We start from the raw sequence: 20,145 nt of genomic DNA on the forward strand, positions 1-20,145 counted from the left end.
GCTGAAGATGGCGAGTACATACAAACCCGAGTACGACGAGTTGGGGCGGAATTATTGCCTGCTCGGCGCCACGGACGAGGACATTGCGCGATTCATGGGCATCACGGCGCGCACGTTGCGGAACTGGAAGACGTCCCACCCGTCCTTCGCTGAGGCCCTTGAGAAGGGCAAGGCGTGGGCCGATTCGCTGGTCGCGCGCTCGCTCTATGACCGTGCCATCGGCGGCGACACGACGGCTTGCATCTTCTGGCTCAAGAACCGTCAGAAGCACGCCTGGCGCGATCGGCACGAGATCGACCATAGCGGCAAGGTCGCGGTCGATCCGATCCAGCATCTGTTGATGCAGGTCGAAGGCAGCACACTCAAGCCAAAGGAAGCGAAGCTTTGAACGCTCGGCTGAACGTCGAAGACTGGAAAAACCCAGTCTGGCGTTTGCACAACCTGTACTGGATCACGGACAAGTCGGGCGCGGTCGTCAAGTTCAAGCCGAACGCGGAGCAGACCGAGTTCCTTGAGGCGCTGCACTACCGCAACGTGATCCTGAAGGCACGGCAGCTTGGTTTCTCGACACTGATCCAGTTGATCTTCCTCGATGCGTGCGTGTTCAACTCGAACGTGCGTGCAGGGGTTATCGCTGACTCGCTCGATAACGTCACGATCATCTTCCGGGACAAGATCAAGTTCGCGTATGACCGCCTCCCGGAGGGAATTCGCGCTGAACGCATGCCTATGCAGGACAGCACGAGCGAGTTGCTGTTGTCGAACAACTCGAGCGTGCGTGTGGGCACGTCGATGCGCTCCGGCACGCTTCAGTATCTGCACGTGTCGGAGTTCGGGAAGATCTGCGCCAAGCATCCTGAGAAGGCGCGGGAAATCGTAACGGGCGCGATCCCCGCCGTGGCGCAGGACGGTTTCCTGTTCGTCGAATCGACTGCCGAAGGACGCGAAGGACCGTTCTACGACATGGTTGAACGCGCCCGCAAGCGTGTCGGCCAGCCGCATCTGGCGATCGAGGAGAAATTCCACTTCTTCCCGTGGTGGCGCCGCGGCGAGTACGAGGCGGATCCGGCCACAGTTGTGACCTCGGACCAGGACCGCACGTATTTCGCAATGATCGAGCGGCGCATTGGTACGCGTCTGAGTGAACGCAAGCGCGCCTGGTACATCGCAACGCGCACGGTGCTGCGCGAGGATATGAAGCGCGAGTACCCGAGCACAGCGGACGAGGCATTCGAGGCTTCGAACGAGGGCGCGTGGTATCGCGAGCAGTTCGACAACATGCGGCGCGACGGTCGTATCTGCCGCGTGCCGTACGAACCGGCAGTGCCCGTCAACACGTTTTGGGATCTCGGCGCGAACGACACGACGGCGATCTGGTTTCATCAGCTCGTCGGTCCTGAGCATCGCTTCCTGCGCTTCTACGAGGCGAACGGTCGATCTCTCGACCACTTCGTGCAATACCTGCGCGAGACGCGCTATGCGTTCGGCAAGCACTACCTGCCACACGATGGCGATCATAAGCGGCTGCAGTCTGGCTACGCGAACCGCTCGGTCAAAGAGATGTTGCAAGACCTGCTGATGCGCGACATCGAGATCGTGCCTCGTATCGAGGACGTGACCGTCGGCATCAATCAGACCCGCATGGCGCTGTCGACAGCATGGTTCGACGCCGAGGGATGCAAGGAAGGCTTGGGCCACCTCGAGAAGTACTCGAAGGAATGGGACATGAAAGGCGGCTGCTGGAAGGATTACCCGAAGCACGATTCGCATTCGAACGCGGCCGACTCGCTTCGTCAGTGGGGCCAGAAACAGCCAAAGCTTGCGACGCGCACCGATTGGGGCGGCGCACTCAACTACGGTAAATCGGGAGTCGTATGAGCATCGCACTTCAGGTGCAGGTCGATCGATTGCAGCAACGCGTCGACGAGGCAGAGCAACGCAGTCTCGATCTGGCAGTGAAGCTTTCAGATGCGCTTGACCGCATCGCCGCGATCGAACAATCCAAGACTGTCCAGGCTCCGAAGAAGGGCAACGGCAATGGCTGACGACAAGCAAATGAGCGAAGAGGAACTGCTCGCGCTCATCGGCATGTACGAGAAGGCCGCGCTTGGCTCGAGCGTCTCCGTCGGCCCGAGCGTTGGCGGCAGTGTGAAGCCGACCGGCCAGCAAATGACCACGCTGGAGCTCGACCGTTACAACGCCCTGAACGCGTACTTCGCGCGCCCCCTCGGCAACGAGATCCCCGACCGCTCGCAGATCGTGCTGCCCGAACTGCGCGACACGATCGAATGGATCATGCCGACGCTGATGCGCATGTTCGTGGGCTCCGGCAAGCCGGTCCAGTTCGACCCGGAAGCGCCGGGCGATGAGGATCAAGCCGAGATTGAAACCGAGGTCGTCAACTGGGTATTCATGCGCCAGAACCCGGGCGTCATCATCCTGCACGACTTCCTGAAAGACGCCCTGATGCTGCGCAATGGCTATATCAACAGCTATTGGCTCAAAAAACGCAAGACAAGCGTGGAGCGTTACTCGGGCCTTGGCGAGATCGAAGTCACGACGCTGCTGCAGGACGCTGAGCAGAAGGGCGACGAGATCGAGATTCTCGAGCAGCAAGAGACCATCACGCAGGTCGACACGCCGATGGGGCCGCAGCCTCAAAGCACCTTCGACATCAAGCTGCGCCGCACGACGCAGGTCGGTCAGGTCAAGGTCGAGTGCGTGCCGCCCGAGGAAATGCGCGTGTCGCCGCAGGCGCGCCACGGCTTCGACGAATCGCCGTTCACCGAGCACGAGTGCAAGAAGACTCGCTCCGAATTGAAGGAGCTTGGCTTCGACGCCGACAAAGTGGACGCGATTTCGCAGGCCACGCCTGACTGGCTCGACCTGATCGCGCTCGCTCGCGACGAAGTGACAGACCAGCTTGGTGAGGAAGAACCGACCGACCCCGCGAGCCAGCAATGCAGCCTGCGCACGGTATTCATCCGCGTCGACTTCGACGGCGATGGCATCACGGAACTGCGCCGCGTGATGGTTGGCGGCGACAAGATCCTCGACAACGACGAGTGTGAGGAAGTCAGCTATTCGTATGGCTCGCCGATCCGCATGCCGCATAGGCATGTCGGCATCAGCTACTACGACCTGCTGTACGACCTCCAGGTCATCAAGAGCACGCTGTTCCGGCAGGCGCTGGACAACCTGTACATCTCGAACAATCAGGGCTACGCGGTCGACTGGCAAAAGGTCAACATGGGCGACTTGATGACGTCGCGCCCGGGCCGCATTGTCCGCACGGACGGGCCGCCCGAAGGCGCGATCATGCCGCTGTCGACGCCCTCAAACATGATGTCGCAGGTTGTGCCGGCGCTCGAATACTGCGACTTGCAGCGCGAGATGCGCACCGGCATCGGCAAGGACACGATGGGCGTCGACGCGGACTCGCTGCAGGACGTTACGAAGGGCGGCCAGCTTGCGGCCATGTCCGCGGCGTCGATGAAGGTCGAGCTCGTCGCGCGACTGCTCGCCGAAGGCGTGAAGGATGTGTTCCTGAAGATTCACAATCTGCTGCGTCGTCATCAGGACAAGCCGCTGACGCTCAAGCTCACGAATCGCTGGGTTGAGGTGAATCCGGCCGACTGGCGCGAGCGCACGGAACTGATCCCGAATGTCGGCCTTGGCTCGGGAAACCGAGAGGAAGCGCGCGCGAACGTGATGTTGCTTGGTCAGGCGCAGTCGCAACTGGCTTCGTTCGGCCTTGTCGGACCGAAGCAGGCATACAACACGTTCCGCAAGGTCACGCATCTGCTCGGCTTCGAGAACCCGACAGAGTTCGCGATGGACCCGGACTCGCCTGAATTTGCGCAGTACCAGCAACAGCATCAGCCGCAGCCCAATCCTGCCGTGCAGGTCGCGCAGATCAAAGAGAAAGGTGCGATGGACCGCGCGCAACTCGATGCGCAGACCACCGCGCAGCAGACGCAGAGCAAGCAAGCCACGGAAAACGCGCATCTGCAAGGGCAGCTCATCCAGGCTCAAGCAGCCGAGAGTTCGGCGCGGCTCCAGGCGCAAGCCGAGATCATCCATGCCGCCGCGCAGGGTGGCGCAGATCGCGACGTGCAACTGGCGCAGATCAATTCGCAGGAATTCCAGACCGTGCTGAAGGTCATCGGCCAGATCGTCGCGTCGCAGCTCAAGCAGAACGCGGCCGCCGACGCTGGCGCAATGGTCAATCAAGACGTGAGCGAGGTACAGCGTGGAAGCTGAAGACGAAATCGTGATGGCCGGCAAAGCGGCTCAGGTGCTGGATTCGGCTCTCTTCATCGAAGCCCGCAAGCGCGTGCGCGAAGGCATCGATCGTCAGATGCTAGCCGTGCCACTCTCTGACCAGACCATGCACACGCGGCTGATCGTCGCACGTCAGGTGTGGGATCAGATCGAGAAGTATCTCGAGGGCATCAAGCAGACAGGCGAGATTCGGCAATTCCAGATTGCGCAGGAAGAGGAGCGCAAGAAGCGCTTCTCGCTCTTCGGGTAGACGCAGTTCACACCACAGCAGGCCCACTTCGGTGGGCCTTTTTTATTTGAGGCGAGCAAATGAGCGATCCAGTAGCAGCGACCACCCAGCCGGGCGCCGCGGTCTCGACCGAAGACGAGTTCCAGAGTTTCTACGATCAGGGCGGCATGAATGACGAGCCGCCGCGCGATCCGAAAGAGACTGCAGCGCCGGCCGCAGACAATGCGTCGACTCAGGATGCGCCTTCGACCTCACAGCCGGCCATTGGTGACGATCCAGCGCCCATTGAGCCCGTTGACACGCCTCCGCAGTACGCCAGCCTCAGCGAGCTTTTGACGGCGCACAAGATCGATCCAGAATCGGTCATGGGACTGCACGTCACGACGAAGATCGACGGCAAGGAAACGCAGGTTCCGTTGTCCGATGTTCTCAAGTCGTACCAGCTCGAAGGTCACGTCAATAACAAGTCGATCGAGCTGTCGAATCAGCGTGCCGCGCTCGAGGCTGAACAGACGCAGTTCCGGCAGGCAGTACAGCAGGAAATCCAGCGCCATCAGGCCGCAGCCAATCTTGCGGTGCAAATGCTCAGCCACGATTACCAGCGCATTGACTGGAACGGTCTGCGCGCCAACAACCCGGCTGAATTCGCTGCCTTGCAGACCGAATTCCAGCAACGCCAGCAGCAGATCGGCCAGTTCATGCAGAACGTGGGCGTTATGCAGCAGGAAGAGGCCCAGCGCGAACTGGCGGCCAAGCAACAGATGCTCGCTGGCGAGAACGAACGATTGATGGGTGCGCGACCCGAATGGCGCGATCCCAAGGTCTTCACGCAAGACCGTGAACAGATGACGCAGTACGCCCGCAACCTTGGGTTCAAGGACGCCGATCTCAACGCGATATACGACCACCGCTACATGCTGATTCTGCATGATGCGGCGCGTTATCGCGCCCTCCAAGCGGCCTCTCCGCAAGCGTTGAAGCAGGTCCGGCAAGCGCCTGTTATGGCCGCCCCGGGATCTCGGACGGACGTCAATCCGAACGAGGCGAATCGACGCAAGGTCGTTGACCGCCTTAACCGAAATCCCCGCGACGTGGACGCCCAAGCAGCGGCGTTCGAGTACTTCGCAAACCAATAACGGAGGGCGCCGTGAGCGTTCCTGCAAATACCTATCAGACGTACCCGCAGACCAACATCCGCGAGGATCTGTCGAATCTCATCTTCAACGTTGACCCGTACAAGACGCCGCTGCTCAACATGAGCAAGAAGAACAAGGCGACGCAGGGCAATCACGAATGGGATACCGACCAACTCGCGGCCCAAAACCTCAACAATGCCCAGGTCGAAGGCGATGATCCGGCAGCGCAGTCGCTCACTCCGACGGCGCGCATGGGCAACTACGTGCAGACGTCGAACAAGGTCGTCCAGCTCTCGGGCAAGTCGCAGGCGGTGATCGCGGCCGGTGGCTCGAACAAGATGGGCTACCAGCTCATGAAGAAGTCGAAGGAACTGAAGCGCGACATGGAAGGCATTCTGACCTACAACTCGGCGAAGAATGCCGGGTCGTCGGCAGTGGCTTCGACCATGGGCGGCCTGCCGTGCTGGCTGATGACGAACACCGTGTTTCAGACGGGCGGCTCGCCATCGGGCGCGAATCCGACGGCTGCTGCAAACGGCTGGACGGATGGATCGCAGACGCGCACGTATAACAGCGTGACGACGACGGTTACCGAAGCGCAGGTCATCACGGTGCTTCAGGAAATCTTCACGTCGTCGGGTGAAAGCCCGGAATACGCGCTCGTGTCGCCGAAGAACAAGACGAACATCTCGAAGTTCGCCGGCCCGGGCACGCGTTTCATCGAAGTCGAAGACAAGGTGCTCAAGACCGCGGTCGACGTGTACGAGTCGGATTTCGGCGACGTGAAGATCGTCCCGGATATCTTCCTCGCGCATTCGGGCGACATCTTCTTCATCAACCCGAACTACATCCGCGTGGCCTACCTGCGGCCGTTCCAAACGGTGCCGCTCGCGAAGACCGGTGACAGCGACAAGAAGATGCTGCTTGTCGACTACACGCTCGAGGTCGGCAACGAGCACGCCCACGGCGCGATTTACGACACGAACGGCTGATCGTCGACAGGCGAGGGCTTCGGCTCTCGCCTTGTCGCGGCCAATTCAATTCAGGAGAGTCAAATGAGCTCAGTTATCACGGCTGGCACCACGCGAACGCAGGCGGGTGCTACGCAAATCAACGCGGATGTGACGACGGTCAATACGTCGACCGCACCTTCGGCCGGCTCGATGCTTGGCGATGGCGTCGCGCTTCCGCAGGTCGGCACGGGCGTCGATCGAATCTGGCTGATCAACAACACGGCGAATCCGATCCAGGTGTACAGCTTCAACGGTTCTGGCGACACCATCAACGGCGTTGCGGGCTCGACCGGTATTCCGGTGGCTCCGAACTCGGCGGTCGAATTCATCGAGGCCAAGCCGGGTGCATGGAGCGTGCTGGGAACGGCAATGGGCTACAGCGCTGGCTTTGCTACCGAAACCGCGCTGAACGGCATCACTGCGCATGCCGGTGGGGGCCAGTCGAGCGCCACGCCGTTGCCCGCGTCTATCAATCGCGTGACGACGGTTGCTTCCGCTAACGACAGCGTCCTGCTGCCCGCGTCCGCGCCCGGCATGATCCTGACGGTTGTGAACGCGACCGCGACCAACGCAATGGCCGTTTTCCCAGCCGGCACGGATGCCATCAATGCGCTTAGCGCGAGCACGGCGTTCTCGGTGGCTGCGGGCAAGACGGCAACTTTCTATTGCACGAACGCGGGCCAATGGCACTCGATTCTGAGCGCTTGATCCATCGTCACGCTTGAGTCTGGGGCGGCCTTCGGGTCGCCCTTTTTATTGGAGCCTCCGAAATGGCATGGACACCAATCAGCCCGTGGCGACCGCTGGCCGGCAAAGGGCAAAACCTCACGATCGGCGCCGCGTCCGTTGCATCGACCGCTTTCGGCGACGGCGTTCAGGCGGTGCAGATTTCGGCCATCGGTGGCAATTGCCATGTCGCGGTCGGCATGACGCCGGTCGCCGTTGCAACTGACATGCTCGTCAAGGCCAGCGATCCGCCGCTTGTGATCCGGATCGCGCCTGGTGAAGAAATCGCTGTTATCCAGGATCAGTCTTCGACTGGCACGCTCAACGTCATCGAAGTGACGCACTGAATCCATGGAAACGACTGCGATCGCACAGGCACACGGCGCACCGCTCGAAGCCTCCCCGGATGGCATGCGCACGACGTATCACGAGGAAGACAACAAGATCTTCGTGAACTATCAGCAGGACGTAGAAGGCGTCCTTAAGTATGCGCACGAGTGCCGCGCGGCTGAGGGTGCTTTCGACAAGACGCCGAACATGCGTCGCACGATGACGGTGCCGATGGTCGTGTTGCTCGATATCCGCACGAAGTATGGGTGGGACTTCATGAACAAGGATCATTGGCCGTTCGTGGTGAAGATCCTGAAGGGTCCCGAATACGCGGCGTTCCGCACCACGAACAAGCGGATCTGACCATGCAAAAGTACATTCAGACGATAGCGGACCCGACGGGCGCGCCGGTTGCAAACGCGTCCGTGCAGGTCAATAACTGGCCTGCCGGTACACCCGCGACCATCTACTCGGACAACGGTGTGACGATCGCACCGAACCCGCTGACAACCGATACGAACGGCCAGTTCTCGTTCTACGCGGCCAACGGTCACTATCAGTTCGTCATCAGCGGCGCGAACATCACGACGACGACATTGAACGACATTCTGCTCGTCGATCTGCTGCCGGCCGATCTGCCGACCAGCCTCCCTTCGTCCGCTGGTCAGCCATGGAACAACGGCGGCACTCTCTCGGTATCCTGAAATGATCAAACGCATCCTGATTGCGGCACTTCTGCTACCGCTGCTGGCGTTCGGCCAAAGCTACCCGAGCCCGACGTTCAATAACGTCACGATCGACGGCACGCTGACGCTGAATGGTGGCTTGCCTCCCGCGAGCCTTGCGCCTCAAGCGGCGAACACATTGCTTGGCAATGGCACGGCATCGAGCGCTACGCCAACGGCCCTTACGGTGCCTTCGTGCTCGACCTCGAACAGCGCCCTCAAATGGACGAGCGGCACGGGCCTTTCGTGCGGCACGACGTTCGCGCTGACGAGCGGCAATCTGTCTCAGTTCGCCGCAACGACCTCCGCGCAGCTTGCCGGTGTCATAAGCGATGAGACGGGCTCCGGGGCAGCGGTCTTTGCCACCAGTTCTGTCATCAATCCGACGAGCACGGGCGCAACGACTCCGGGAAGCGGCGCATTTACGACGCTTTCGGCTAGCTCGACGGTCAGCGGGTCGGGTTTCAGCACATATCTGGCGTCTCCGCCTGCTATCGGCGGCACATCGGCCGCTGCTGGGGCATTCACGAACCTGTCATCGAGCGGAACAGTCAGCGGCACCGGGTTCAGCGGCTACTTGGCGTCGCCCCCTTCGATTGGAGGCACGACTCCAGCGGCTGGTGCATTCACGACGTTGTCAGCCACAGGGCTGATCACTCCGTCGACGACAAGCGGCATCAAGGGCACGACAGCGGCCGACAATGCGAATGCAGGCTCGGATGGGGAATTCGTTACCGCGACCGCGACATCTACCTCGCTAAGCGTGAATACGCCGCTCAGTCTTACGTCGATTACGCTCTCCGCTGGAGATTGGGACGTCAGCGGGGTCGTTGAATTTGTCCCTGCAGCGTCGACCGTGACCGTTCAGGCCGTTGCTTCCGTCAATACGACGACAAACGTGCTTAATACTGCGCAGGGGTTAGCGGCGGTTCCAACAGGATCATCGGCTGGCGTTCATACCGTGATGCCGACGCCTATTTGGCGGGTCAACGTGTCCACGTCGACGACGGTGTATCTCGTCGCGCAATGCAATTTCACCACGAGCACGCTCACGGCAGATGGCGTGATCCGTGCGCGTCGCGTCCGGTAAGCCGATCATGACGATCTTTGTTCCGGTTCCGAACCCCGACCATCCAGCCGGGGTCGGCGGCGTTTATGACTATGCGTCGCTCGGCCAAGCTATTCAAGATTGGTTCGCGCGCTCGGACATTGCGGGCTACGTCGACTATTTCATCCAGAAGGCCGAGCAGAAGATTTATCGCGACATCTTCGCGATGAACCGCGGTCAGGGCGTGCGCGCGATTGAATCGGCCATCTCAACCACGATCAGCGCAAGCGGCACGTTGGCGCTCCCGAGTGGCTATCTTGGCATCAAGTATCTGCTGGTCGGCATTGACGGCCGCACCTTCATGCTCGAGCGGCGCAACGCGGAATTCATCTACACGCAATTCCCGAATCGTGGCCCAGTGGGCACGCCCGCGTATGTTGCGCGCGATGGTCAGAACTTCGTATTCGGCCCGGCTCCGGACTCCGAATACACGATCACGGGCGTCTATTGGCAGCAGGCCGGTCAACTTACGCCGGTGAACAACGTCACGTGGATGACCGAGACGATTCCGACGATCCTGCTCGCGGCATGTTGCGGGGCCGTCGCGCGCTTCCTGAACGACACGCAGCGCCAGCAGTTATGGGACGCGGAATACATCTCCGAGATGCGTGATTTCCTCGACGCCGACCGCGCCGAAGAGCAATCGGGCTCGGCGTTTGCCATGGTGTCCGCGTAATGTTGCTCCCGATCAGCGATTACGCTCCCGATCTGCCGCCGAACAACAGCGAAGGCGCATCCGCGAACATCGTGAACTTGTTCCCGCGCACGAAGGAGTCATGGGGTCCGGTGGGCACCCTCGTGCCGTTTGGCGGTCCGAATCTCGTCTCGGCGTGCCTTGGCGCAATCACGGCGATCGATACCGGCGCTAACAACTCGCTATTCGCGGGCGATGCCACGAGCCTGTATCTGCAAGCGCCTGGCGACACGGGCTTTACCGCGCTCAACACGTCATATTCGCTGTCGTCCGGCGAGGTCTGGAATTTCACGCAGTACGGGCTGGACGTCATTGCATGCGGATGGGGAAATGCGCTCCAGTCGTACACGCTTGACTCATCGAGCAGCTTTGCGAACCTGTCCTCATCGTCATATGTGCCGCAGGCGCGGTATATCGCGACGATCCGCGACTTCGTGATGGTGGCGAATACGTTCGATTCGATCAACGGTGTGCAGCCGCAGCGTGTGCAGTGGTGTGCGATTGATGATCCGACGACATGGCCACAGGAAGGCAGCAATCAGGAAGCCGAGGTGCTGGCGGGCTCGCAGATCATCCCGGGCGTGCAGGGCTGGGCAACGGGCATCGTGGGCAACCTCGGTAACGCTGATGGCGCGGTGTTCTTCGAGCGCGCTATCTGGCGCATCATCTTTCAGGGCTCGCCGACGGTCTTCGGCTTCTACATCGCAGAAGGTGCGCGCGGCTGTCCGGCACCGCGCAGCATCGTGCAGATGGGCGCGCTTGCATACTACCTCGGTGAAGATGGCTTCTACGCGTTTGACGGTGCGAACTCGACGCCGATCGGCTTGGATCGTGTCGACAAGACGTTCTGGGCGAACGTGAACGAGCAGTACCTGATCAACGTGATCGGCGCGGCCGACCCGCTCAATCGTGTGATCATGTGGCTGTACCCGTCGAACTCGTCGCCGAAGGGCCAACCCGATTCGTTGCTCGTCTATAACTGGGCGCTCAACAAATGGGGCTTCGCGAAGGTCAACGCCGAATACATCTTCCGCGCGATCACGCAGGGCTTCTCGCTCGAGAGTCTCGATAACTACGCGGGCGGCATCTACAACCTCGACACGCTGCCGTTCTCGCTCGACTCTCGGGTGTGGACGGGCGGCCAGGTACTTATGGCCGCATTCACACCGTCGCATGGCCTTGCGTACTTCACGGGTGCGCCCGCTGGTGCATCAGCCGATACGGTCGAGATCGAGCCGTTTTCCGATATCGGCAAGCGGGCGTTTCTGTCGACCACGCGACCTATCGTCGACGGCGCATCGCCGTCGGTGCAGATCGGCACGCGAAACCGTCTCGTCGATTCGCCGACGTTCACGGTGGCGAGCGCTCTGAACGCCAACGGTGAATGTCCGGTGCGCGCCGACGCGCGATACCTGCGCGCGCGGATCCAGTTGAACGGCACGTTCACGAATCTCCAGGGGCTCGAAGTGCCGCAAACCGCGCTCACGCCGTCGGGGTCCCGATGACAGCGAAGAACGTCGGATACCCGCTTGCGCAGACGAGCAACCCGAACGAGAAGGAGCACCGTCGCCAAATCGCGGAGGTCGCTAATCGCGCGATGGCCGGGAAGATCAACGCGACGACGCAGGTCACGCTGAACGCGAATGCGACAACGACGACCGTGAAAGACAGTCGCATCGGCGCGTTCACCTATTTCGGGTTTCAGCCGACCACGCAGGACGCAGTGACGGCTCAGATTTCGGGCCTATACGTCTCGGCTCAGGCAAACGGACAAGCGACGCTCACGCATGCGAGCTCGGCTTCGACTGATCAGACCTTCAATTTGCTGCTCATCGGCTGATTTCCATGCTCTATGGCATCCAGATACCTCAAATCAACGAGGTCTGGCCCGAGGTGCGTCCGTGGATTGAGCAAGCGTGCGAAACGACGCGCGGCAAGTTTGATGCAGAAGACATTCGTGCTGGCCTGCTGACGGGTGAGGACCAGCTCTGGATTTGGAAGACCGCGACGGCATTCGCTGTCGGTATCACCCGTCTCGCGAACTACCCAAAGCAACGCGTTTGCACGCTGCGCATTGTCACGGGCACGAACATGGCCGAATGGGCTGTGCCGTGCATCGAGACGATCGAGAAGTGGGCAAAGGCACGCGGATGTCACGCGATGGAGTTTCAAGCGCGCCCCGGTTGGCAAGCCTTTCTCAAGCCGCGCGGCTACGACATGACCCATCTCTATCTTGAGCGTGCCCTATGATTCGCAACCCACGACAACTGCACCTGATGCGGCTGGGGCTCCCTGCTGTTCCTACCAATGGTGGCGGCGGGGGTAACACGACCAGCAATACCGTGTCGACCCCCTGGACGGGCCAGCAGCCGTATCTGACCAGCGTCTTTAACGGCGCGGCCAATACCTATAACGGCATGTCGGCCAACCCGTCCTCATCTGTGGCCGGCTTCACGCCGATGCAGCAGCAGGCCATGGGCGACACGCAAAACGTCGCCAACGGTACGAATTTCGGCAATGCCGCGACGCTGAACAACTCGGCTTCGTCGTACACGAACAACCTGGTCAATGGCGCGTATCTGAACTCGAACCCGGCGAATTCTACGCTGCAAAGCATCGCCAGCGGTTCGCAGTTGAACCCGAACAGCAATCCCTACATGCAGGGGATGGCGAACGCGGCCAACACGAACATCATCAACGCGTACCAGACCGCAACCGCTCCGCAGACCTCGAGCCAGATGGAAGCGGCCGGCCGATATGGCTCGGGAGCCGCGGCCAATGCGCAGAACATGAATCAGCAGGGCCTCGCGACGCAGCTCGCGAACGCGCAGAACAACCTCTATGGCTCGATGTATCAGACCAACGAGGGCAATCAGCTCAACGCTGCGGGCCAGCTCAGCAATAACTACAACACGGCGGCGCAGCAGCAATTGCAGGGCTCGTACAACGCGCCGAACATCGTCAACTCGGTGAACAGCGGCATTTCGAACCTGTACAACATGGGCGGCAATCAACAGGCGCTCGCGCAGTCGCAGATCAACGCCCCATGGCAGTTGCTCAACAACTATTCGAACCTCATCCAAGGCCAGTATGGCGGCAACACGTCGACGTCGACGCCGTATTACACGAACAATGCGGCCGGCGCGCTGGGCGGCGCTACGATGGGCGCTACGCTCGGCAGTTCTCTGAGCAACGGGTCTAGTTACGGAGGGGCAGCAGGAGCGCTTCTGGGCGGTCTGGCGGCGTATTCGGACCGACGCCTGAAGGAAGACATTGAGATCACCGACGAGCGCCTTGCGAACGGTCTGCCGGTCTATCGCTATCGCTACGTCTGGGACGCGCCGCACGCGCGCCGCTTCGGTGTCATGGCGGACGACGTGCGCCGTGTGCATCCGGGTGCGGTGACGACCGACGCGATCGGCTTCGACATGGTCGATTACGCGGCGATCGGAGGGGCGCATGTCCTTCTTCGGTAACCTTCTCGACATGGCCGGCGATGTCGGCGGCGAGCTCACGAGCCACCCGTGGCAGACGGCCGCGACCGTGTTCGGCGTGCCCGGCTTCGATCCGTTCTTCGGCGGCCTGTTCAACAATCGGCCCGGGGGCGCGCTCATCAGTCCCACGGGCAATTTCACGTCAAGCGCCTGGCAGGACATGTATCGCAACAACCCAGGCGATACAGGCGCGTTGAACACGTTCAGCACGATCAACGGTATCGCCGACAAGGTGGCCCCCGTGATCGCGTCATTCTTCGCGACGCCAGCGATTGGCGCAGCCATGGAAGGTGCTGGTATCGGCGCTGATACGGCGGCTGCCGGAGCGGACACTGCAGCTACAGCCGCTGCGGGCACCGACGCCGCAAGCGCTGCTGGCTCGACAGCGGCAGGAACGGGAGCCGGTGCCGCAGGAGCCGGTGCAAATATCGCGGCAGGGCTCGGCGCAGGTTCGGATGCCGCAGCGGCAGGCGCAGCGGGCGCAGGCTCGGCCGGCCTGCTCGGTACCGGAATGGGAACCGGGGCTGCTGGTGCCGCAGATATCGGGGGCGGTCTCACAGGTCTTTTTTCGATGCCTGGCAGCGCCATAGGGGCTAGCGGTGCCGGCGCTGTGGTCCCGTCTACTGGTCTGCTGGGTGGCGGCGTCGGAATCGGGGACGCGTCTGCAAGCGCCGCGTCCGACATGCTGCCAGGGCCGGCTGGGCTGTTCAACGGGATTCCAGGAAGTGCTGGTGTTACGCAGGCTGGCGCGTGGGGCAATACCGGCGCTTCTCAGCTGACAAGCCAACTCCAAAACGCGTTCAAGACAATCAATCAGGGACAACAGTTGCTCAAGATGGGGCAACCACAGCAGCAACAGCTTCCGGCTTCTGCGGTCGGACCGCAACGCTTTGGCAATCAGCGTGCTGCCAATGGACCGATCGGGCCTTCGATGCCATACGCGCAGTTCAATCAAACTCCGTTCGGAAGTCCGGCGGGGGCTACGCCTAACTATTTCGGATTCGGGGGCACGTATGGTTAGCCTTCCAAGCTGGCTCGGCGGTTCGAGCGACGACAGCGATAGCGGCAGCGCAGGGAACGCGCAACAACAAGACCCGTTCGGCGGGCTGCTGCGTCTTTACACGAACCCGCAATCGGCTGGGTTGATGGGTCTCGCATCTGGATTGCTTCAGGCCGCTGGTCCGTCGCGCATCCCGGTCACAATGGGGCAAGCCATGGGCGCAGGACTCAATGGCATGCAAGCGGGCGTTGGCAATGCGGTGCAGGCGCAGCGTCAGATGCTCCAGATGCAGGCCATGCAAGGCCTTATGGGTGGCGGTCAACCTCAAGGCGCACCGCAGGGTCATTCGTCTCAATCCAACGGCAGCGCTGGCCTATTTGGCGGCTCTGCGGGGATGGGAATGCCCGGCGCACCGAACGCTGCGGGACCATCCGCTGCGCCGAACGCAGCGCCCGCGCAAGCAGGTCCGCTCATCATGGGCCGCACGCCGCAGCAGCTGTGGAATCAGGGCATGCTGATGAACATGGCCGGCATGCAGGGCGGTGCGGAGATGATGCAGGAAGCGCTCAAGTACGATCCAACGCTCGCCGCGCAGATGCCGACCGACATCACGAAGATGGGCACACAGGCTGGCATGACGCCTGACCAGATCAAGGCGGCCAACGCCGGGGGCATCGCGAAGGCGAATTACATCGCGCCGACGTCTGGCCGACCGGGCGGCTATCTCAAGGATCCGACGACCGGGCAACTCACGTGGCTGCCGAATGTGCCGCAAGGTGCCACGCCGCAATTCGACTCGAACGGTCAATTCACAGGTGTGGCCCCGATGGCGGGAGCCGCGCAGGTCGCACAGCAGCAAGCAGCCGCGACGGCAGGCGGGAAGGCGCAATTCGCGATTCAACAGGTATGGGACCCGACGGCCAACAGTGGTCAAGGCGGTTTCGTGAATCAGACCGTTTCGAACGTCGCCAACGCGGCGAACGGAAACGGCGGTTCGTCGTCGCAGGTCCCCGTCGGCATCCGCAATAACAACTTCGGCAACATCAAGGGATCGAACGGCCAATTCGCGACCTACTCGACGCCGCAAGAGGGCGTGAACGCGGCGGATCAGACGCTTGCTGCCTATGGCAACAAGTACGGCATCAACTCTCTGACGGGCATTGCGAACCGGTGGGCACCGAAGGGCGACGGCGACAACAACCCGACGGCCAAGGCCGCAGCCATGGCGACGTCGCTCGGCGTCGGCGTCAATGACCCGATCAACCTGTCGGATCCGGCTGTGCGCGCGAAGGTGCTGCCCGCGCTCTTCGACACGGAGACGCCGGGCTGGCGCAATGCGATCGGCGGTGGCGCAGCACCTGCTGGCGCTGGAAACGGTCCGATGGCGTCGCAACCGCCGATGGGCGTCGCAAATGCCGCGAACGCATCGCAGTCGGCTCCGAGCAAGCAGATGGCCGACGCCTATAACGGACTGTCGACGGCGGACGCAAACTACCAGCAGTCGCGCGAGGCGTTGAACGACATGATTGGGCTCGCGCAGAACAAAGGCGCGGGTGGCACGGCGATCGGGCTGCTTCCGTCGAGCGTCGGCACGAAGATCAGCCAGGACGCGGCGACGTATCAGAAGGCGCACGCGACCTACGTCGCCTTGCAAGGCAAAGCGCTTGGCTCGGGCGGCACGGACGCATCGCGCGAGACGATCAACGAGTCGGTGCCGACCTACGACAAGCCGCAGGCGGCGATGATCACGGGTCTGAATAACCAGTTGAACAATCTGGACCTCGGCCACCTGAAGACACAGTTCCTGACTCCGCTGTATCAGGCTGGTAACGAGAAGACGTACACCCAGCAGTCGGCCGCGTTCGACCAGAACATCAAGCCGTCGATGATGCCGGTCCTGAACCTGACGGGCCCCCAGCAGCAGGCAGCCGTGCAAGCCGCAGTCAAGGCGAATCCGGCGATGCGTGCCAGCTATGAATGGGCGTTCAACAATGGGTTGCTGAAATGAGCGCGTTCGACGATTACCTCGCGACGCCGCCGGCGCAGGATAACGCGCAGACGTTCGATGCGTACCTCGGTGCTGCGCCCGCGCAGACGCTTTCTCAGCAAATGGCACCCGCGTCAACCCCTACGACGCTTAGCGCGCCTTCGCGAGGCTTAACGAGCGACGCGCAAGCGCAGGATATGGCTGCGGGCGGTCTACCTGCTGGCACATGGAATCAGATTCAGCAGATTGCCGGTGGCGCTGCGCATGGGATTGGCAGCATGTTCAACAACGCCGCGAACGTGGTTGAACAAGGCGCGTCCGCTGGCCTGAACGCGATTCCGGGTCTGCGTGAAACACCACTTGCGCGAGCTGCAAAGTCTGTCGCGAATGCCGATGTGCTCGCTCAAGCGCAGGCCGATCAAGCGTTCAAGCAAAACGCATCGCCTGGTGCGCAGGCAGCCGCGACGATTGCCCCGCTCGCGATCCCGATGGGAGGTTTGTCCGATGCGGGCGCCGCGATCTCGAGCGGCATTCGTGCGCTCCCGGGGATGGGTGGCGCAATCGGTCGCTTGGCCGGCGCCGGGCTTGGCAATGCAGCGACCGGTGCCCTTGCTTCCGCTGGCTCCCCCATCAATCCGAACGGCGGCGACTACTGGTCGCAGGTCGGCCGCAACGCCGCGTTCGGCGCCGGCGTGGGTGCCGCGCTGCCCGCTGTCGCCTCTGCCGGGCGAGCCGTCAGCACCGGTCTGTGGGGTGCGCTGCGTCCTGTGCTGAATCCCCAGCAGTACGTAGGCCAGGGCATTGCCAATGCCATCGGCGATGACGCCGCGAACGTCGCGACGAATATCCGGTCCGCGCCGCAGTTCGTTCCCGGTTCGTTGCCCACGACCGCGCAGGCCGGCGCAAATCCGACACTCGTTGCGACCGAGAAGGCCGCAGCGAACGCGAACCCGGATTTCAAGACGGCGCTCGCGCAACGTGCGATCGACAACAACGATGCGCGGTGGAGTGCGCTGATGGGTGTTGCAGGCACGCCGGCCGATGTGCAAGCCGCGCAGGCCGCGCGCGATGCCGCTGCTACGCCGCTCTATCAGGCCGCCCACGCCGCGACCGCTAACGTCGGGCCCGCGTTCATGCGTTACGCGCAGATTCCCGAGATGCAACAGGCCATGCAGGCCGCGCACGGGGCCGCAGCGCTCGATGCGGCGGTGGGCCGCGGCGTGCCTCCCGTATGGCCGACGCCGACGAACAATACGATCAACGGATCGGCGCTCGACTATACCTCGCGCGCGCTCGGCGACATGATCAATGAGGCACAGCGTGCCGGTGCGAACTCACGCGCCGCGTCGCTCACAGCCCTGAAAAGCAACGTCGACAACTGGACTCAGCGCTATATCCCGGGCGTTCAGGCCGCGAAGGCCGCATATGCGGCGGGCAGTGTGCCGATCAACACGATGGAAGTCGGCCAGCAGATTGCTAACGGGCTCGGCACACGTGCGATGAACGCGGGCGGCGCGCCCGAGATCCCGCTGACGCAATTCCGCTCTGCGCTCACGCGCGCGATGAACACCGGTGCGCCGGCGCAATACGGCATCGATGCGAACGCGCTGGGCACGCTGCAGGGTATCGGACAGGACTTGCAGCGCGGCACAATCTCGAATTCGCTGCGCTCGCCTGGAAGCGACACGGCGTACAACCTTGCGGCGCAGGGCTGGCTGGCGCGTCAGTTGTATGGTCCGACATTCGCGGGTGCTGGCAATGCCGGGAAGGCAATCGGCGCTCTCGGCGCGACGGCGCTCGGGCATCCGATGGTGGGTCTGGGGATTCTCGGCGGCGGCAACCGGCTCGGCCAGATGGTCGGCAACCGGCTGAACGGGCAGCTATCGGACCTTCTTCTTAACCCCAACGCCCTCCTTCCGTATCTGGACGCTCGTGCGGCCCCGGCCGTCAATGGAGCGCAGCCAGCGCTCGGTGGGCTTTTGCAGCGGAATGTCCTCCCAGCCGCTATCGGTGGGCTTACGCGTAGCGGCCTCATGAATGCCAATTAAGACATTCACGAAGAAGACGATGACGAGAAGCGCTACCCAATGCTGTTTGACGAGTTCGAAAAGCATTCTGTCTCCGAGCCCCGCCAAGTGCGGGGTTTTTTCATTATAGGTGAACCGAAATGGCTCTCTGGCAGTGGTCAACTACCCCGGCGAACAACGCAAGCGCGGGTGCGATCGATTGGGCCGAAGGTCAGCCGCCGAGCACGGTCAACGATTCCGCGCGCCAGATGATGGCCGACGTCGCGACCTGGTACGTATCGCCCGAATGGCTGAATTATGGCTTGACGCCGACGTATGTCAGCACGACGTCGTTTTCGCTAGCTGGCAATCAGACTGCCATGTACTCGGTCGGGCGCCGCGTGCGGTGCTTTGTGTCGGCCGGCACGGTGTACGGCACGATCACGGCTTCGGTCTATTCGTCGCTGACGACGGTCACTGTTGCGATCGACTCGGGCAATCTCGACAGCGGTCTGTCAGAAGTCGACGTCGGCATTCTCAACCCGGCTGCCTCGTCGCTACCTACGGGTCTCGCGCTGGCTGTCGCATCCCTGACTGCGACGGGTGCCATCAGCGGCGCCACGGTCACGCAGACGTCCGACGCGCGCCTCAAGAAGGACTGGAAGCCGCTGGCCGACGACTTCCTCGAGCGTCTTGCGGAAGTGGATCCCGGCACGTACCGCCTCATCGCCGGGTTCGAGCGCTATGCCGGCGTGAAAGCACAGGACCTGCAAAACGCACTGCCGGAAGCGGTGTTTTCGGATGAAGAAGGCAAGCTGTCTGTGGCCTACGGCAACGCCGCGCTCGTCGCCGTGATTGCGCTGACGCGCGAGGTGTTCCGTCTGCGCGCGATGGTGGAGTCGGCCAAATGACACTCCAGTCGACGCCGCCGATCGCGATCGGGGATGTTGCGACGGAGCTCGGCGTTGCGCTGCCGATCTCGCTCGGACACACGTGGGTGATCGCGCTGGCGGGAAAGAGTGCGCTACCCGTGAGCCTCGGAGATCTGCTCGGCAAGTCCGGACACGTCAATCAGACGTCATTTTGCTCGGCGGAAGCGAACGGACTCACGATCTCGCTTGGCCTGGACGTCCTGTTTGGCGGCCAGATGAATTTCTTCAACACGAACCATTTCAGCGGCGTGTACAGCGCGACTCTTCAGTTCCTGACGGGTACGGGCGTCGTGCAACCCAACTGGAGTGGAAATTTCAAGATCACGAATAACACGACGGGCGTCTCGCTCGTGCTGCCTCCGATGGGCGGCGGCGCGTGGGGACTCTCGTCGACAAGTCCGGTCGCCCCGGCAAACCTGCTTCGCTCGGGCGCTTCCGACAATTTCACAATCGCACCATCGACCTAATCGAAACGGGGAAC

The 20,145-nt window shown here is 62.1% G+C and carries 22 protein-coding genes; all 22 read left to right on the forward strand.

Going from position 1 to position 20,145, the window contains the following annotated elements:
• Window positions 1-7 precede the first annotated feature (7 nt).
• The 22 genes from ACMFWR_RS06755 (at window position 8) to ACMFWR_RS06860 (ending at window position 20,131) form a co-directional block, all read left to right on the forward strand.
• Complete coding sequence (locus ACMFWR_RS06755; RefSeq protein ID WP_413194235.1) at window positions 8-388, forward strand: hypothetical protein; 381 nt, start codon at window positions 8-10, stop codon at window positions 386-388.
• Window positions 385-1,878: a terminase gene (locus ACMFWR_RS06760; protein ID WP_413194236.1), complete on the forward strand. Its 1,494-nt coding sequence runs from the start codon at window positions 385-387 to the stop codon at window positions 1,876-1,878. Before ACMFWR_RS06755 ends, ACMFWR_RS06760 begins: the two co-directional genes overlap by 4 nt.
• Entirely contained in the window at window positions 1,875-2,045 is a 171-nt protein-coding gene (locus ACMFWR_RS06765; protein WP_413194237.1) for a hypothetical protein, read from the forward strand. The genes ACMFWR_RS06760 and ACMFWR_RS06765 overlap by 4 nt, the downstream gene beginning before the upstream one ends.
• The gene (locus ACMFWR_RS06770) at window positions 2,038-4,263 is read left to right on the forward strand and encodes a hypothetical protein (RefSeq protein ID WP_413194238.1); all 2,226 of its coding nucleotides are present in this window, start codon (window positions 2,038-2,040) and stop codon (window positions 4,261-4,263) included. The genes ACMFWR_RS06765 and ACMFWR_RS06770 overlap by 8 nt, the downstream gene beginning before the upstream one ends.
• Window positions 4,253-4,534 (forward strand): hypothetical protein, encoded by a 282-nt coding sequence (locus ACMFWR_RS06775; RefSeq protein WP_413194239.1) that lies wholly within the window; start codon window positions 4,253-4,255, stop codon window positions 4,532-4,534. The genes ACMFWR_RS06770 and ACMFWR_RS06775 overlap by 11 nt, the downstream gene beginning before the upstream one ends.
• A gap of 59 nt (window positions 4,535-4,593) precedes the next feature.
• Complete coding sequence (locus ACMFWR_RS06780) at window positions 4,594-5,649, forward strand: hypothetical protein (protein ID WP_413194240.1); 1,056 nt, start codon at window positions 4,594-4,596, stop codon at window positions 5,647-5,649.
• A gap of 11 nt (window positions 5,650-5,660) precedes the next feature.
• Window positions 5,661-6,641, forward strand: a complete 981-nt coding sequence (locus tag ACMFWR_RS06785) for a DUF5309 family protein (protein ID WP_413194241.1) — start codon at window positions 5,661-5,663, stop codon at window positions 6,639-6,641.
• Between the two features lie 63 nt (window positions 6,642-6,704).
• Complete coding sequence (locus ACMFWR_RS06790; protein WP_413194242.1) at window positions 6,705-7,370, forward strand: hypothetical protein; 666 nt, start codon at window positions 6,705-6,707, stop codon at window positions 7,368-7,370.
• Window positions 7,371-7,432: 62 nt separating this feature from the next.
• Entirely contained in the window at window positions 7,433-7,735 is a 303-nt protein-coding gene (locus tag ACMFWR_RS06795; protein ID WP_413194243.1) for a hypothetical protein, read from the forward strand.
• Between the two features lie 4 nt (window positions 7,736-7,739).
• Entirely contained in the window at window positions 7,740-8,081 is a 342-nt protein-coding gene (locus ACMFWR_RS06800) for a hypothetical protein (RefSeq protein WP_413194244.1), read from the forward strand.
• A gap of 2 nt (window positions 8,082-8,083) precedes the next feature.
• Window positions 8,084-8,422 carry a carboxypeptidase-like regulatory domain-containing protein gene (locus ACMFWR_RS06805; RefSeq protein WP_413194245.1) on the forward strand — a complete coding sequence of 113 codons (339 nt, stop codon included), beginning with the start codon at window positions 8,084-8,086 and terminating at the stop codon, window positions 8,420-8,422.
• A gap of 1 nt (window position 8,423) precedes the next feature.
• Window positions 8,424-9,533, forward strand: coding sequence for a hypothetical protein (locus ACMFWR_RS06810; protein ID WP_413194246.1), 1,110 nt, complete (start codon window positions 8,424-8,426; stop codon window positions 9,531-9,533).
• A gap of 7 nt (window positions 9,534-9,540) precedes the next feature.
• On the forward strand, window positions 9,541-10,227 hold the full coding sequence (locus tag ACMFWR_RS06815; RefSeq protein ID WP_413194247.1) for a hypothetical protein: 687 nt from the start codon (window positions 9,541-9,543) through the stop codon (window positions 10,225-10,227).
• Entirely contained in the window at window positions 10,227-11,750 is a 1,524-nt protein-coding gene (locus ACMFWR_RS06820) for a hypothetical protein (protein ID WP_413194248.1), read from the forward strand. The genes ACMFWR_RS06815 and ACMFWR_RS06820 overlap by 1 nt, the downstream gene beginning before the upstream one ends.
• Complete coding sequence (locus tag ACMFWR_RS06825) at window positions 11,747-12,085, forward strand: hypothetical protein (protein ID WP_413194249.1); 339 nt, start codon at window positions 11,747-11,749, stop codon at window positions 12,083-12,085. Before ACMFWR_RS06820 ends, ACMFWR_RS06825 begins: the two co-directional genes overlap by 4 nt.
• 5 nt (window positions 12,086-12,090) lie before the next feature.
• Window positions 12,091-12,495 (forward strand): hypothetical protein, encoded by a 405-nt coding sequence (locus tag ACMFWR_RS06830; protein WP_413194250.1) that lies wholly within the window; start codon window positions 12,091-12,093, stop codon window positions 12,493-12,495.
• Window positions 12,492-13,721: a tail fiber domain-containing protein gene (locus tag ACMFWR_RS06835; protein ID WP_413194251.1), complete on the forward strand. Its 1,230-nt coding sequence runs from the start codon at window positions 12,492-12,494 to the stop codon at window positions 13,719-13,721. The genes ACMFWR_RS06830 and ACMFWR_RS06835 overlap by 4 nt, the downstream gene beginning before the upstream one ends.
• Window positions 13,705-14,760 (forward strand): hypothetical protein, encoded by a 1,056-nt coding sequence (locus ACMFWR_RS06840; protein WP_413194252.1) that lies wholly within the window; start codon window positions 13,705-13,707, stop codon window positions 14,758-14,760. The genes ACMFWR_RS06835 and ACMFWR_RS06840 overlap by 17 nt, the downstream gene beginning before the upstream one ends.
• The gene (locus tag ACMFWR_RS06845; RefSeq protein ID WP_413194253.1) at window positions 14,753-16,747 is read left to right on the forward strand and encodes a hypothetical protein; all 1,995 of its coding nucleotides are present in this window, start codon (window positions 14,753-14,755) and stop codon (window positions 16,745-16,747) included. Before ACMFWR_RS06840 ends, ACMFWR_RS06845 begins: the two co-directional genes overlap by 8 nt.
• Window positions 16,744-18,774, forward strand: coding sequence for a hypothetical protein (locus ACMFWR_RS06850; RefSeq protein WP_413194254.1), 2,031 nt, complete (start codon window positions 16,744-16,746; stop codon window positions 18,772-18,774). Before ACMFWR_RS06845 ends, ACMFWR_RS06850 begins: the two co-directional genes overlap by 4 nt.
• A gap of 119 nt (window positions 18,775-18,893) precedes the next feature.
• Window positions 18,894-19,643 (forward strand): tail fiber domain-containing protein, encoded by a 750-nt coding sequence (locus ACMFWR_RS06855; protein ID WP_413194255.1) that lies wholly within the window; start codon window positions 18,894-18,896, stop codon window positions 19,641-19,643.
• Window positions 19,640-20,131, forward strand: a complete 492-nt coding sequence (locus ACMFWR_RS06860) for a hypothetical protein (RefSeq protein ID WP_413194256.1) — start codon at window positions 19,640-19,642, stop codon at window positions 20,129-20,131. Before ACMFWR_RS06855 ends, ACMFWR_RS06860 begins: the two co-directional genes overlap by 4 nt.
• The last annotated feature ends 14 nt before the right edge of the window (window positions 20,132-20,145 follow it).

The organism is Pararobbsia alpina, from assembly GCF_965118125.1.
In the GTDB taxonomy this organism is placed as follows: Bacteria; Pseudomonadota; Gammaproteobacteria; order Burkholderiales; family Burkholderiaceae; genus Pararobbsia; species Pararobbsia alpina_A.

Coding starts and splice junctions, on each gene's coding strand:
- ACMFWR_RS06755 (WP_413194235.1), top strand. CDS start 8: ATGGCGAGTACATACAAACCCGAGTACGACGAGTTGGGGCGGAATTAT.
- ACMFWR_RS06765 (WP_413194237.1), top strand. CDS start 1,875: ATGAGCATCGCACTTCAGGTGCAGGTCGATCGATTGCAGCAACGCGTC.
- ACMFWR_RS06770 (WP_413194238.1), top strand. CDS start 2,038: ATGGCTGACGACAAGCAAATGAGCGAAGAGGAACTGCTCGCGCTCATC.
- ACMFWR_RS06780 (WP_413194240.1), top strand. CDS start 4,594: ATGAGCGATCCAGTAGCAGCGACCACCCAGCCGGGCGCCGCGGTCTCG.
- ACMFWR_RS06790 (WP_413194242.1), top strand. CDS start 6,705: ATGAGCTCAGTTATCACGGCTGGCACCACGCGAACGCAGGCGGGTGCT.
- ACMFWR_RS06795 (WP_413194243.1), top strand. CDS start 7,433: ATGGCATGGACACCAATCAGCCCGTGGCGACCGCTGGCCGGCAAAGGG.
- ACMFWR_RS06800 (WP_413194244.1), top strand. CDS start 7,740: ATGGAAACGACTGCGATCGCACAGGCACACGGCGCACCGCTCGAAGCC.
- ACMFWR_RS06805 (WP_413194245.1), top strand. CDS start 8,084: ATGCAAAAGTACATTCAGACGATAGCGGACCCGACGGGCGCGCCGGTT.
- ACMFWR_RS06810 (WP_413194246.1), top strand. CDS start 8,424: ATGATCAAACGCATCCTGATTGCGGCACTTCTGCTACCGCTGCTGGCG.
- ACMFWR_RS06815 (WP_413194247.1), top strand. CDS start 9,541: ATGACGATCTTTGTTCCGGTTCCGAACCCCGACCATCCAGCCGGGGTC.
- ACMFWR_RS06820 (WP_413194248.1), top strand. CDS start 10,227: ATGTTGCTCCCGATCAGCGATTACGCTCCCGATCTGCCGCCGAACAAC.
- ACMFWR_RS06825 (WP_413194249.1), top strand. CDS start 11,747: ATGACAGCGAAGAACGTCGGATACCCGCTTGCGCAGACGAGCAACCCG.
- ACMFWR_RS06830 (WP_413194250.1), top strand. CDS start 12,091: ATGCTCTATGGCATCCAGATACCTCAAATCAACGAGGTCTGGCCCGAG.
- ACMFWR_RS06835 (WP_413194251.1), top strand. CDS start 12,492: ATGATTCGCAACCCACGACAACTGCACCTGATGCGGCTGGGGCTCCCT.
- ACMFWR_RS06840 (WP_413194252.1), top strand. CDS start 13,705: ATGTCCTTCTTCGGTAACCTTCTCGACATGGCCGGCGATGTCGGCGGC.
- ACMFWR_RS06845 (WP_413194253.1), top strand. CDS start 14,753: ATGGTTAGCCTTCCAAGCTGGCTCGGCGGTTCGAGCGACGACAGCGAT.
- ACMFWR_RS06850 (WP_413194254.1), top strand. CDS start 16,744: ATGAGCGCGTTCGACGATTACCTCGCGACGCCGCCGGCGCAGGATAAC.
- ACMFWR_RS06855 (WP_413194255.1), top strand. CDS start 18,894: ATGGCTCTCTGGCAGTGGTCAACTACCCCGGCGAACAACGCAAGCGCG.
- ACMFWR_RS06860 (WP_413194256.1), top strand. CDS start 19,640: ATGACACTCCAGTCGACGCCGCCGATCGCGATCGGGGATGTTGCGACG.